Here is a 14443-nt window from a genome sequence, read left to right as displayed (position 1 = left end):
TCTCATGAAATTTGCAGTTCTTGTGTTCCCTGGCTCCAACTGCGACATCGACTGTTACAAGGCAGTGGAAGATGCGATTGGACAAGAGGTTGATTATGTATGGCACACGGCTACAGATCTTTCGGCTTATGATTGTATTTTGGTTCCGGGTGGTTTCTCTTATGGAGACTATCTGCGTTGTGGAGCGATTTCCCGTTTTGCACCGGTAATGAACGAGGTAGCGAAAGCTGCTGAACAAGGTAAATATATTTTGGGTATTTGCAACGGATTCCAGATTCTGACGGAAGCGGGGTTGCTTCCAGGTGCATTGATTCGTAATACTTCCCTGAAATTCCGTTGTCACGATACGGTATTGAAAGTGGCAAACGCAGATACACCATTTACACGTGACTATGCACCGGGCGAAGAGATTGTCATCCCAATTGCTCACGGTGAAGGTAACTATTATTGCGACGAGGAGACGCTCGCGAGTCTGCAAGCGAACAACCAGATCGTATTTACGTATGGTACGAACCCGAATGGTTCCCTGGGTGATATCGCGGGAATCTGCAACGAGGGTGGAAACATAGTCGGCATGATGCCGCATCCAGAGCGTGCAGTGGATTCACTGCTAGGTTCGGAAGACGGCAAACGTATGTTTACATCTATTTTGAAAGCATGGAGGGATCGGCATGACGCAGCAGCTATCCGCTAAGGAACCGACAGCAGAACAGGTCGCAGAACATAAACTTTACGCACAAATGGGCGTGTCTGACAGAGAGTATGAGCTGATCTGTGAGTTCATGGGCCGCAAGCCAAATTACACGGAAATCGGTGTATTCAGCGTCATGTGGTCTGAGCACTGCGCATACAAAAACTCCAAGCCGCTCTTGCGTCGTTTCCCGACAAGTGGCCCTCGTGTCCTGATGGGACCAGGTGAAGGTGCTGGAATCGTGGATATCGGTGACAACCAGGCCGTTGTTTTCAAAATTGAAAGCCATAACCACCCTTCCGCGGTAGAACCTTATCAAGGGGCGGCGACAGGTGTGGGCGGCATTATCCGTGATATTTTCTCCATGGGCGCAAGACCGGTAGCACTTCTGAACTCTCTTCGTTTCGGCAAGCTGGAGAGCGATCGTGTTAAATATTTGTTCGAACATGTTGTAGCAGGTATTGCTGGTTACGGGAACTGTATCGGTATTCCTACCGTTGCAGGTGAAGTGATGTTTGACGAGAGCTACGAAGGCAATCCGCTGGTTAACGCCATGTGTGTGGGTCTGATTGATCATGACAAGATTCAGCGCGGTGTAGCCAAAGGTGTAGGTAACCCGGTGTATTACGTGGGCCCACCAACAGGTCGTGACGGTATCCACGGTGCAACGTTTGCATCCGTTGAGCTGACAGAAGAATCCGAGTCCCAACGGACAGCGGTTCAGGTTGGTGATCCGTTCATGGAGAAACTGGTCATGGAATCCTGTCTGGAATTGATCGACACGGGAATTGTGCTCGGAATTCAGGATATGGGCGCTGCGGGTCTGACATGCTCAAGTGCAGAGATGGCAAGTAAAGCGGGTAACGGTCTGGAATTGTATCTGGATCAGGTGCCACAACGTGAAGAAGGCATGACACCTTACGAGATGATGCTGTCCGAGTCTCAGGAGCGTATGTTGTTCGTCGTTGAGCCGAAGGATGAGGCGCAGGCGATGGAAATCTTTGAACGTTGGGGCGTAATCTGTGCCAAAGTTGGTAAAGTAACGGATGATGGTCGTCTGAAACTGATCCACCACGGTGAAGTAGTTGGAGACATGCCAGTAACAGCACTAGTTGACGAGTGCCCAGTGTATGACAAACCATCTTCTGTGCCTGCGTACTATGAGCAAAGTGCTTCCATCGACACGCTTCGTTACGACGAAGTGTCGGATCTCGGCGGAGCGCTGAAACAAGTACTGGCTTCACCAACGGTTGCAAGTAAGAAATGGGTGTATGATCAATATGATTACATGGTGCGTACAAGCACTGCCGTTCGTCCAGGTTCGGATGCAGCCGTAGTTACCATTCGTGGAACACGCAAAGGTCTTGCGATGACAACGGACTGTAATGGACGTTATGTATACCTTGATCCTGAAGTTGGTGGAAGAATTGCCGTTAGTGAAGCTGCGCGTAACATTGTATGTTCTGGTGCAGAGCCACTGGCAATTACGGACAACCTCAACTTCGGTAACCCGGAGAAGCCGGATATTTTCTGGCAAATGGAGAAAGCGGTAGACGGTATGGCAGAAGCTTGCCGTGTACTGGATACGCCGGTCATCGGTGGTAACGTAAGTCTGTACAATGAAAACGCCAAAGGCTCCATCTATCCAACGCCAGTTGTCGGTATGGTAGGTCTCGTTCATGATACGGATCATATCACGACACAAGCATTCAAATCCGAAGGTGATGTGATCATGCTCCTCGGTGAGACCAAAGCTGAACTCGGCGGCAGCGAGCTGCAATACGCGGTTCATGGTCAGACGGAAGGTCGTCCGCCAGAACTGAACTTGCAAACGGAAAAAGCGTTGCTCAGCACCGTGCTGGAAGCTATTCAATCCGGTCTTGTTCGCTCGGCACATGACTTGTCTGAAGGTGGCCTGGCTGTAGCACTCGCAGAATCTTGTATCAGCGGTAATGTAGGCGCACAGGTGAATGTGGAGACTGCACTGCGTGCAGATCACGCCCTGTTCAGTGAGAGCCAATCCCGTATCTTGTTGTCGGCTACGCCAGAGCAAGCGGGTAAACTTGAAGCATTTGTACGTGAGCGTGGTGTACCTGTAGCTGTGATTGGACGTGTAGAAGGAAGTAACCTGACGATTGAACTGAACGGAACATCAGCCGTGAGCGAACCTGTAGGAGGTTTGGCTCAGGTCTGGGAGGATGCGATTCCATGTCTCATGAACTGATGACAGGACCGTTGTGGACAGGCGATTATTATAATGAAGGGTCCGGCAAGGAAGGACTCGACAAATTGAAGGAAGAATGCGGCGTGTTCGGGGTGTTCAGACACCCTGACGCGGCTTCGCTCTCCTATTATGGACTGCATGCGCTACAACATCGGGGAGAAGAAAGTGCGGGCATGTGTGTGAGTGATGGCAGCCAGTTTAACTATCGTCGTGGCATGGGTCTGGTGAAAGAAGTATTCACCAAAGACCTGATGCAGACGTTAACCGGAGATATTTCCATTGGACATGTCCGGTATTCAACAAGCGGTGACAGTAAACTGACGAACGCACAGCCATTGGTATTCAAATACCGTGATGGCGATCTGGCAGTAGCGACTAACGGTAACATTGTAAATGCACCAACGATCCGGCGTGAGCTGGAGCAGAGCGGTTCCATTTTCCAAACAACAAGTGATACCGAGGTTATTGCGCATCTGATTGCACGTTCCTCCAAAGGGCTTGTGGAAGCAGCAAAAGAGGCATTCCAGCGCATTGTCGGCGGTTATGCGTTTCTGATCATGACCAACGACAAGTTGCTCGTGGCTTCCGATCCACACGGACTACGTCCGCTGACGATGGGTAAGCTGGGAGATGCGTATCTGTTTGCATCCGAGACTTGTGCACTGGAAACAATCGGCGCAGAGTTAATTCGTGATATTGAACCCGGTGAACTGCTTGTGCTGGATGCAGATGGTCTGCACGAAGATCGCTTCGATCATCACAAGCACCGGAAGGCTTTATGCGCGATGGAATATATATATTTTGCTCGTCCAGATAGTGATATGAACGGTGCGAACCAACATGCTGCCCGTAAACGGATGGGAAGCCGGATGGCGATTGAGTCGTTTGTAGATGCGGACTTGGTTACGGGGGTACCAGATTCCAGTATCTCAGCGGCCATTGGTTATGCGGAGCAAACGGGTATTCCGTATGAGATGGGTATGATCAAGAACAAATACACCGGACGTACGTTTATCCAACCAAGCCAGGAATTGCGGGAGCAGGGCGTGAAGATGAAGCTGAGCGCTGTGCGTCGTGTTGTCGAAGGCAAACGTGTGGTCATGATTGACGACTCGATTGTACGGGGAACGACCTCCCGTCGGATCGTGAACATGCTGCGTGATGCAGGTGCAACGGAAGTTCATGTACGCATTACATCGCCACCTTTCAAAAACCCTTGTTTCTATGGCATCGATACACCGGACAGCCGCGAATTGATCGCTTCACAGCTGTCGGTGGAAGAGATCTGCCGTGAAATTAATGCGGATTCTCTGTCGTTCCTCAGTCCGGATGGACTGATTGCATCCATTCAGGGAGATAATCAGGATGATCCCAAGGGCGGGCTTTGCCTCGCATGTTTTGATAATGATTACCCAACCCGTCTCGACTTTGGCGGCGAAGAGAAATTCGGCTGCAGCTGTTAATCCATGCGGATGAGAAAGAGTTATAACGAAGGTGACGTGTTCCTGATTCCGATGAAGGACGGCCGATTTGCGGTATGCCAGGTGGTATGCGCACTTAAAGGCCGTTTCAAAAAGGCATTTTCGTTCGGCGTGATGAGCATTCAGCGTGACGAAACCGTAAGTTTGGAAGATGGCGATTTTCTCTTCTATTCCTTTGGGAAGCGTAGAAGCAACATCATATTTACTTCTCCGGCCAATATCCGAAAAGGGTCGTGGAGGATCGTGGGTAACACACCTTTGACGCCCGAAAAGGAAAAGCTGAAAGTGTTTCAGTGTGCCGGACATTTATACTGCGGTGATGAGTACATTCGTAACCTCCCGATAGAAGAGTATAGTCAGTTTAATACGCTCGGCGTAGCCGGATTTGAATTGGTACAAAACCATCTGTTAGAGATGGAGCAAGGATAGGTAGGTTGGACTTAACATTGACACGATAAAATCTGGAGATAACGGCAATCGAAAGGTTGTCCAGTCATCGAAGGGGTACGTGTTAATACGCTGGTTCAATTTTATAAGATATGAAGGGTGTGATGGTTGTGTCCGAAGCATATAAAAAGGCCGGCGTCGATATCGCGGCAGGTAATGAAGCGGTTGAACGGATGAAAAAACACGTGAAGCGTACCTTCCGTCCGGAAGTGATGACAGATCTGGGTGGATTCGGTGCCCTGTTCGGTTTGAACAAAGATAAATACGATGAGCCAGTGCTTGTATCGGGTACGGATGGCGTAGGCACCAAGCTGAAGATTGCATTTGCGATGGATCGTCATGACACGATCGGAATCGACGCGGTAGCCATGTGTGTGAACGACATTGTGGTACAGGGTGCAGAACCACTCTTCTTCCTTGACTATCTGGCTTGTGACAAAGTTATCCCTGAGAAGATCGAAGCTATTGTTGCGGGTATCGCTGAAGGCTGTCATCAATCGGGTTGTGCGCTGATTGGTGGCGAGACGGCAGAGATGCCGGGCATGTACAGTGAAGGCGAATACGATATTGCCGGATTCACGGTAGGTATCGTGGACAAAGCGAAGATCATCAACGGCACAACCATCGCCCCTGGCGACACTGTGATTGGATTGGCCTCTAGCGGTGTACACAGTAACGGATTCTCGCTGGTACGCAGACTTTTGTTGGAAGATGCGGGACTTGATCTGCATGATGAAGTAGCGGAACTGGGCGGTAAGCTGGGGGATTCCCTGCTGGAACCTACGAAGATCTATGTTAAACCCCTGTTGTCCCTGCTGGAAAAGGTAAAAGTAAAAGGCATGGCACACATTACAGGTGGTGGCTTCATCGAGAATATCCCACGTATGTTGCCGAGCAACGTGAATGTGGATATTAACTACGGCTCTTGGCCGATCCTGCCGATTTTCAACCTGTTACAGGAAAAAGGATCTGTCTCGAACCGTGACATGTTCACCACCTTTAACATGGGTGTTGGGCTTGTACTGGTCGTTAATGAAGCAGATGCAACGGAAGCACTGCAACAACTGAAAGCATCTGGTGAAGAAGCGTACATCATTGGACGTGTTACTGAAGGAGACGCGCGAGTAACCTTCACGGGAGCGGATGTTTAATGGCGAACTACCGCATAGCTGTATTTGCCTCGGGTGAAGGGACTAACTTTCAGTCATTGGTCGATGCAGTACGGAACGGTGGGCTGAATGCATCCGTAGATCTGCTCGTGTGTGATAAACCGTCTGCACGTGTTGTGCAGCGGGCACAGGATGCAGGCGTGGATTGTCATCTGTTTACTCCGAAAAATTATGCTTCCCGTGAAGCCTATGAGGCTGAGATCGTGGAAGTGCTAGAATCCAAAGAGATCGACTTGGTCGTTCTTGCCGGATATATGAGATTGTTGACTTCGGTTGTGGTGGATCGTTACGCAGGGCGGTTGATTAACATTCATCCGTCCTTACTGCCGGCGTTTGCAGGCAAGGATGCGATTGGACAAGCACTTGAGTATGGTGTGAAAGTGACTGGTGTGACTGTGCATTTCGTAGATGGAGGTATGGATACTGGCCCGATTATTGCCCAGCATCCGGTTCCCATTCTGCCAGAGGATACGCCTGAAACGATCAGCAAAGCCATTCATGCGGCCGAACAGCAGCTATATCCTGAAGTGGTATCTTGGTTCGCTCAAGGTCTGGTTCAATTGGATGGGCGTCATGTCACTGTTAACAAACCGGTTTGATATAGTTCTAAACTGGTTCACACAATAACGTAGAGGACAGAAATAAGCTGGAGAAGCGGAGCGCTCGCCTTTATTAATGGATTTTTACCATTGAGAAATTGTTCAAAAAAATCTAGGAATAACAGCGATCGAAAGATTGTTCTGAACTCGTAGTGTTTAAGTGTGAAAATCCATTTATAGACTATATAACAGAAGTCGAATATTGGTACGCATTTTGTGATATTTCTCGGGAAATAAATCGGCTGTGTTTCGTCAAGAAACGCGAAGCTATGGGACATTAAAGGAGGAGCATATTGTGAGTATCAAAAGAGCGCTGGTCAGCGTATGGGATAAAACAGGCATCGTGGACTTTTGCCGCGAGCTGTCGCAAATGGGTGTGGAGATTATTTCGACAGGAGGTACAAGCAGCTTGTTGTCGAAGGAAGGCGTACCTGTCATCGGAATTTCGGATGTGACCGGATTCCCGGAAATTATGGACGGACGTGTCAAAACATTGCATCCGGCAGTGCATGGTGGGTTGCTGGCTGTTCGTGACAGCGAAGAGCATAAGCGCCAGATGGAAGAGAACGGACTGGATTATATCGACCTCGTTGTCGTGAACCTGTATCCCTTCCAAGATACTATCGCTAAACCCGACGTAACATACGAAGACGCGATCGAGAACATTGATATCGGTGGTCCTACCATGCTTCGTTCTGCTGCCAAAAACCATGCTTTTGTTAGTGTCGTTGTTGACACAGCAGATTACAGCAAGGTGCTTGAAGAAGTTCGCAGTAATGGCGATACCACTCTCGAAACACGCAAACGGCTTGCGGCAAAAGTGTTCCGCCATACAGCGGCTTACGATGCAGTTATTTCTGACTATCTCTCCAACCTGAATGGTGATCCACTGCCAGAGCGTCTGACGGTTACTTACGAAAAACTCCAGGATTTGCGTTACGGCGAAAATCCACACCAGCAGGCGGCATTCTACCGCAAACCGCTGGCTGCTCAAGATACGTTGACAACAGCCGAGCAATTGCATGGCAAAGAGTTGTCTTACAATAACATCAACGATGCGAACGCAGCATTGCAGATTGTGAAAGAATTTGAAGAGCCTGCGGTTGTCGCGGTTAAACATATGAACCCATGCGGCGTAGGCATTGGCGCAAGTATCTATGAAGCTTACAGCAAGGCATATGCTGCAGATCCAACGTCCATCTTTGGTGGAATTGTGGCAGCCAACCGCATTATCGATAGCGATACAGCGGGCAAATTGAGCGAGATTTTCCTGGAAATCGTGCTTGCTCCTGACTTTACGCAAGAGGCACTCGATATCCTGACGAAGAAGAAAAACATTCGTTTGCTCAAAACGGGTGAACTGAACGCTGCTCGTAAACGGGAGAGCCAATTCGTGGTAACTTCCATCGACGGTGGTATGATCGTACAACAGTCCGATGTACATTCCATCGAAGCGAGCGAACTGAACGTGGTAACGGATCGTGCACCATCGGAAGAAGAACTGAAACAGCTGTTGTTTGGCTGGAAAGTAGTTAAACACGTGAAATCCAACGCGATTGTACTGGCTTCGAATGACATGACAGTAGGTGTGGGCGCTGGACAAATGAATCGTGTGGGTGCAGCCAAAATTGCCATTGAACAAGCAGGCGAGCAAGCAAAAGGCGCTATTCTGGCATCAGATGCATTCTTCCCAATGGGTGATACGCTGGAACTGGCAGCAAAAGCCGGCATTACAGCAGTAATTCAACCGGGCGGTTCGATCAAAGATGAAGAATCCATCAAAGTAGCCAATGAATACGGAATTGCCATGGTCTTCACAGGCGTTCGTCACTTCAAACACTAGAGCGTAAAAGGTTCAAATAAGGGGTGTCGCCAGTCATACTTATGACTTATGGTACACCCCCTATTTTTTAGTTGTTCAATACGCAGTAGCGTAACAAACAATGTTATGCACGGAGGGGGAAACAGAGCGAATGGATATTCTGGTAGTAGGCGGCGGTGGCCGGGAGCACGCAATCATCTGGGCGCTGGCGAAGAGTCCAAAGGTAGGCAAGATTCACTGTGCACCGGGAAATGCAGGTATTGCTCAGCTCGCTGAGTGTCATGCGATTGCAGTGAATGAATTCGATAAACTAACGGCTCTTGCTGTAGAGCTTCAAGTAGGATTAGTGGTTATTGGTCCGGATGATCCGCTGGCGGATGGGATCGTGGATGCATTTGACTCCACTGGTATTCCGGTATTCGGACCTCGTCGCAATGCAGCAGAGATCGAGGGAAGTAAAACGTTCATGAAGGATCTGCTGCACAAATACAACATTCCAACGGCAGCTTATGAGAAATTCGATAACTATGAACAGGCTCAAGCCTACCTGAATGAACAAACAATTCCAGTTGTCATCAAGGCAGATGGACTGGCAGCGGGCAAAGGTGTGACGGTAGCTTATTCCCGTGATGAGGCTGATCAGGCACTTCGCAGCATCATGGTGGATAAAGTGTTTGGTGAAGCGGGAGCGAAAGTGATCATCGAGGAATTCCTTGCAGGGCAGGAAATGTCCATTCTGGCTTTTGTCGATGGGGAGACCGTTCGTCCGATGGCCGCAGCACAGGATCACAAACCTGTATTCGACAATGATCAGGGGCCAAACACAGGCGGTATGGGTACATACTCGCCATTGCCTCATATCCCGGCTTCCATTATTGAGGAGGCTGTGGAAACGATCATCAAACCAACGGCTAAAGCAATGGTGTCCGAGGGACGTCCATTCCAGGGTGTATTGTTTGCCGGACTGATGATCTCGCCCGATGGCAAACCCAAAACGATTGAGTTCAATGCACGTTTTGGTGATCCCGAAACACAGGTTGTTTTGCCGCGTCTGAAGAGTGATTTGTTTGATATCTTCTGGGCAACTGTCCATGGCAAGCTGGCTGACATTGAGATTGAATGGAGCGATGAAGCTGCTGTATGTGTGGTACTTGCTTCAGGCGGATATCCGGGTCCTTATGCCAAAGGTGTGGTCATTGAAGGACTGGATCATGTGGATGATGCGGTGGTATTCCACGCAGGTACATCGCGTAATGAAGCAGGAGACTGGGTCACCAACGGTGGACGGATTCTGGGCGTTGTGGGCCTTGGTGCTGATATTGCCGAAGCTAGAAACAAAGCCTATGCACAGGCGGAGCATATCCAATTCGATGGCAAACATCAGCGGACGGATATTGCTGCTAAAGCACTGGTATAGAATGAACAAAGAGTCCGTAAAGATGTGTACCGGAAAGGTATTTGCATCCTGCGGGCTCTTTGCTTCGTATATAGATGTATCTTGTGTAAACGATCGGACTTGTCCATAGGTGAAAGATAGGGGAAAGAGACGAAACAGGATTAAACCTGGATGTTCAGGTATGTTTAATGCCCAGAGGTACAGGGTAGTATTTTTAGAAATTGGACTATACTAAACTTGTGAACAATATCACATTATAAGGCCATATTAATCATATTATATAAAGTACGTAACATACATAGAGACTAATTTGTGAACATTATACTGTAACCTTGTTCCAAACCATAACGTGCAACTGGATGGTTGAGAGGGAAACATGGTATACTTTTCGGAAACAGGAATGAGTACGAGGGGAGGTGGATATCTATTGGGTAGGCGATATTGTAAATTGTCCAAATGGCGAATCTAGGTGGAGTTAAGCGAGGAACAATTGACAGCATGAGGGGTAACCCGATTTGAATGAAGAAGTTTCTGCAAGTCATTGACTTCATCTTGAATTCCTGTTTTGTAATTTTACAAGGTCAAAACGTAAGACTTATAAAAATTATCATTGAAATCGATTTTATATAAGGCAGACGTCGTGTTGAAAGACTAACAGCGGATGAACGGTTAACACAGTTAACGGATCACGCTGTAACTATCTCTGGAGGTGAATCCCTGAGAATCGGGGAAATCATTGGACATAATTACCATATTGAATATCGCTTTACTTATTATCTTGATTGCATTGACTGCATTTTTCGTAGCATCGGAGTTCGCTGTAGTCAAAATTCGTACATCAAGAGTGGATCAACTGGTTGCCGAGGGCAATAAAAAGGCCGTACTTGCCAAAAAAGTTGTCTCGGACCTGGATTATTATCTGTCAGCCTGTCAGCTCGGTATTACAGTTACCGCTCTGGGACTGGGAGCACTCGGAAAACCGACGGTTGAGAGATTGTTATACCCGGTATTCAATTATTTAGATGTGCCTGCTTCAATCTCATCCATTGCCTCATATGCAATTGCCTTTATCCTCGTCACATTCTTGCATGTGGTTGTTGGTGAGATGGCACCCAAAACATTGGCGATTCAGTTTTCGGAAAAACTGACGTTATTGCTCTCGCCGCCTTTATATTGGTTTGGTAAAATCATGTATCCGTTCATCTGGGCACTTAATGGAGCCTCACGTGTTATTCTGCGGGGATTCGGTGTGAAGCCTGCCGAACATGATCAAGCCTACTCGGAAGACGAGATCAAGATCATCATGAACCAGAGTTATGAAGGTGACGAGAACAACAAGACCAAGCTTTCTTATCTGGAAAATGTATTTGTATTCGACGAACGTGATGCCAAAGACATCATGGTACCACGTACGGAACTGGTGACATTAGATCAGGATATGACCTATGACGATATTATTCCTATATTGGATGAACATAACTATTCACGTTACCCTGTCATCGAGGATGGGGACAAGGACCGCATTATCGGCGTCGTGAATGTGAAGAAGATTTTGCCGGATATGGTTGCTGCAAGATCGTATCAACTGAGCGAGTTCGTTCGCGAGATCCCATTCGTTTCTGAAGTTACACGTATCCAGGATGCGATGATTAAAATGCAGCAGGAACGTGTACACATGGCCGTGGTCGTGGATGAATACGGCGGTACTTCGGGAATCATTACGATGGAGGATATTCTGGAGGAGCTGGTCGGTGAGATTCGTGATGAATTCGATGCCGATGAGGTGGCTGATATTCAGGAGACCGGAGAGAATCAATATCTCATTAATGGTCGGGTCCTTTTGGATGAAGTGGAGCGGCAGTTTGGGCTTAGCTTTGAAGGAAATGAAGAGATGGATACGGTGGCCGGATGGATTCAATACCAGAAGGGTGTAGGTGTGGAAAAAGGAGACACGGTAGAACACGGTGATTATGTCTGGACCGTTGTCGATGCCGAAAATTATCACATCAAGCAAGTTCTTCTGGAACGAGTGAACGGCGCTGAAGTTGAGGAAGGTGCAAGCGATCTGGCGTGATCTTACCCGGAAATTTTTAAAATTTAAATGTTTTTGCGATAACGGAGAGGACAGAATAGACTGAAGAAGCGAAGCGTCCGCCTTTATCCCCGGATTTTCCCCTTTTATATAAGGATCAAAAAAATCTGGGGATAACAGCGGTCGGAAGGTTATTCTGTCATCGGAGTGGTCTGAGCAACCTTAATATAAATTTTACTTGGAGGTGAATCCCTCAACCTGAGGGAAATCATTGGACGGAATAATAGCCTTGAATTTATTTTTAGTAGCCGTATTTATAGGTCTGACAGCCTTTTTCGTTGGAGCCGAATTTGCAATTCTTAAAGTACGGATGTCCCGAATCGATCAATTGATCTCGGAAGGTAACAAAAAGGCAGTACTGGCCAAAAAAGTGGCGCACAACCTGGATTATTATCTGTCGGCATGTCAATTGGGGATTACCATTACGGCGCTCGTATTGGGAGCCTTGGGTGAACCTACCGTTGAGAAAATGCTGCACCCGCTATTTGAGCGCATGGAAGTGCCGGCGGCATTGTCTACAGTGCTTTCCTATGGTATTGCTCTCGCGATTATTACGTTCCTGCACGTGGTTATTGGTGAATTGGCACCGAAAACACTGGCGATTCAGTTTGCAGAGAGAATGACGCTGTTGCTGGCACCACCACTGTATTGGTTCGGTAAAATCATGAATCCGTTCATCTATGCGCTGAATGGAGCTGCTCGTCTGTTGCTTGGCATATTTGGTGTAAAACCTGCCGGGCATGATACCGTTCACTCGGAAGAAGAGCTGAAGCTGATTATGGCACAGAGCTATGAGAGTGGCGAGATCAACCAGACGGAGCTGGACTATCTGAAGAACATTTTTGCTTTTGATGAGCGTTTGCTTCAGGAGATTATGATTCCAAAAGATAAAATCGTTACCTTGAATAAAGAAATGCCGCTTGATCAGATCATTGAGACGCTGAATCGACACGAATACACGAGATATCCTGTTATTGCAAATGGAGATCAGACGCATTTTGTTGGTTTCATCAACACGAAAGAAATGCTGACAAGTGTGGCTGCAGGCCGTGCCTTTAACATGGAGACATTTGTCCATAATACGCCGAGTTTCTCTGAGCGTTCTCCGATCAAGGACGTGCTGATTCAGATGCAGCAAAGCCGTGTACACATTGCAACCGTGAAAAATGAGGCAGGTGTTACGGTAGGTATGGTTACGATGGAGGATATCCTTGAAGAGATTGTCGGAGATATCAAGGATGAATACGAGCACAAAGATTTGGTGAATCCTCCAAAAAGAATGAAATTGGTTTAAGCAGCAGTGTTAAAAAGAAATTACAGCATTAACGAAGTATCGAAGTGAAGCAACGTAATTCTTCTAACGATAAAAGCAGGTTCCCGATGTGATCGGGGCCTGCTTTTTGGTTTACATCTTAATTTTAAAATAAAAGCTTGCATATTGAGGTGCAATGGATTAATATAAATTTAAAGAATCTTAATTTAAAGATAAATAACAAAAGCAATACAATAAATAAAAGAAGCGCATCTAACTTATGATATTACTAAAACCAAGGGAGTGGAGATTATGTTCAGAACTTCAGGCATTCATCACATTACAGCTTTTGTAGACGATGCACAGAAAAACGTTGATTTTTACGCAGGCGTGTTGGGTCTCAGATTGGTAAAAAAAACAATTAACTTTGATGCACCAGACGTGTATCACTTGTATTATGGGAATGAGCAGGGTGCACCGGGCACAATCATCACCTTCTTCCCACAGCAGAATTCAAGAAGAGGTGTTATTGGTTCAGGTCAGACTGGAGTTACCGTATATGCGGTACCTGTAGGAAGCTTGCCTTTCTGGAAAGAACGTCTTACTTCCTTCGACATTCCGTATGAAGATAAAACGAGATTCGGTGAGCAGTACATTCGTTTCTTCGATAAAGGTGGCTTGTTGCTTGAACTGGTTGAGCGCGAAGGTGGTCAGTCAAGCAACTGGAGTTTCAACGGTGTGACGCCGGAACATGCCATCAAAGGATTCGGCGGTGCGGTATTGTTCAGCCACGTTCCTGAGAAAACCATGGATGTATTGGTGAGTAAACTCGGTCTGGAGCAGGTTGGTGAAGAGAACGGACTCCTTCGTCTACAGGCAAGCGGCGATATTGGCCAGATCATTGACATTCAGTCTACAGGCATTCAACGCGGGATTGGCGGAGCCGGAACGGTTCACCATATTGCATGGCGTGCCAAAGACTACACGGAGCATGAGCAGATTCAGCAGGATCTTGAACAATCCGGGTATCATCCAACACCAGTCATTGACCGTCAATACTTCAACGCTGTGTATTTCCGGGAGCCGGGAGGCATACTGTTCGAATTGGCTACCGATCCTCCGGGATTTGCACGGGATGAACCCGCAGAGAGCATGGGTGAGAAACTGATGTTGCCTGAATGGTATGAACCACAGCGCGAACAGATTGAACAATTGTTGCCACGAATTGAAGTACGTGAATGGAAAGGAGAGTCCAAATCATGACCACAAC

11 protein-coding genes are annotated in these 14443 nt (G+C 47.6%); all 11 read left to right on the top strand.

From position 1 onward, the window contains the following. The first annotated feature begins 4 nt into the window (after positions 1-4). The 11 genes from purQ (at position 5) to ACX9NY_RS19965 (ending at position 14436) form a co-directional block, all read left to right on the top strand. Complete coding sequence (gene purQ / locus ACX9NY_RS20015) at positions 5-694, top strand: phosphoribosylformylglycinamidine synthase subunit PurQ (protein ID WP_472474672.1); 690 nt, start codon at positions 5-7, stop codon at positions 692-694. Beyond that, positions 672-2915 carry a phosphoribosylformylglycinamidine synthase subunit PurL gene (purL, locus tag ACX9NY_RS20010; RefSeq protein ID WP_472474670.1) on the top strand — a complete coding sequence of 748 codons (2244 nt, stop codon included), beginning with the start codon at positions 672-674 and terminating at the stop codon, positions 2913-2915. Before purQ ends, purL begins: the two co-directional genes overlap by 23 nt. Next, positions 2900-4378: an amidophosphoribosyltransferase gene (purF, locus tag ACX9NY_RS20005; protein WP_472474668.1), complete on the top strand. Its 1479-nt coding sequence runs from the start codon at positions 2900-2902 to the stop codon at positions 4376-4378. The genes purL and purF overlap by 16 nt, the downstream gene beginning before the upstream one ends. Before the next feature lie 3 nt (positions 4379-4381). Further along, positions 4382-4825, top strand: coding sequence for an immunity 26/phosphotriesterase HocA family protein (locus ACX9NY_RS20000; RefSeq protein WP_472474666.1), 444 nt, complete (start codon positions 4382-4384; stop codon positions 4823-4825). Between the two features lie 128 nt (positions 4826-4953). Continuing rightward, positions 4954-5994 (top strand): phosphoribosylformylglycinamidine cyclo-ligase, encoded by a 1041-nt coding sequence (gene purM, locus ACX9NY_RS19995; protein WP_105602187.1) that lies wholly within the window; start codon positions 4954-4956, stop codon positions 5992-5994. Next, a complete protein-coding gene (gene purN / locus ACX9NY_RS19990; RefSeq protein ID WP_339258778.1) occupies positions 5994-6611 on the top strand; it encodes a phosphoribosylglycinamide formyltransferase in 618 nt (205 codons plus the stop codon). Before purM ends, purN begins: the two co-directional genes overlap by 1 nt. A gap of 295 nt (positions 6612-6906) precedes the next feature. After that, the gene (gene purH / locus ACX9NY_RS19985) at positions 6907-8454 is read left to right on the top strand and encodes a bifunctional phosphoribosylaminoimidazolecarboxamide formyltransferase/IMP cyclohydrolase (RefSeq protein WP_472474663.1); all 1548 of its coding nucleotides are present in this window, start codon (positions 6907-6909) and stop codon (positions 8452-8454) included. A gap of 130 nt (positions 8455-8584) precedes the next feature. Next, positions 8585-9850 carry a phosphoribosylamine--glycine ligase gene (gene purD, locus ACX9NY_RS19980; RefSeq protein WP_472474661.1) on the top strand — a complete coding sequence of 422 codons (1266 nt, stop codon included), beginning with the start codon at positions 8585-8587 and terminating at the stop codon, positions 9848-9850. Positions 9851-10565: 715 nt separating this feature from the next. Beyond that, positions 10566-11903 carry a hemolysin family protein gene (locus ACX9NY_RS19975; protein ID WP_339239489.1) on the top strand — a complete coding sequence of 446 codons (1338 nt, stop codon included), beginning with the start codon at positions 10566-10568 and terminating at the stop codon, positions 11901-11903. Between the two features lie 229 nt (positions 11904-12132). Continuing rightward, complete coding sequence (locus ACX9NY_RS19970) at positions 12133-13215, top strand: hemolysin family protein (protein ID WP_472474659.1); 1083 nt, start codon at positions 12133-12135, stop codon at positions 13213-13215. 267 nt (positions 13216-13482) lie between these two features. Then, positions 13483-14436 carry a ring-cleaving dioxygenase gene (locus ACX9NY_RS19965; protein ID WP_472479355.1) on the top strand — a complete coding sequence of 318 codons (954 nt, stop codon included), beginning with the start codon at positions 13483-13485 and terminating at the stop codon, positions 14434-14436. The last annotated feature ends 7 nt before the right edge of the window (positions 14437-14443 follow it).

The organism is Paenibacillus sp. CB74, assembly GCF_055687625.1.
This window is presented reverse-complemented; position numbering and strand designations above follow the sequence as displayed.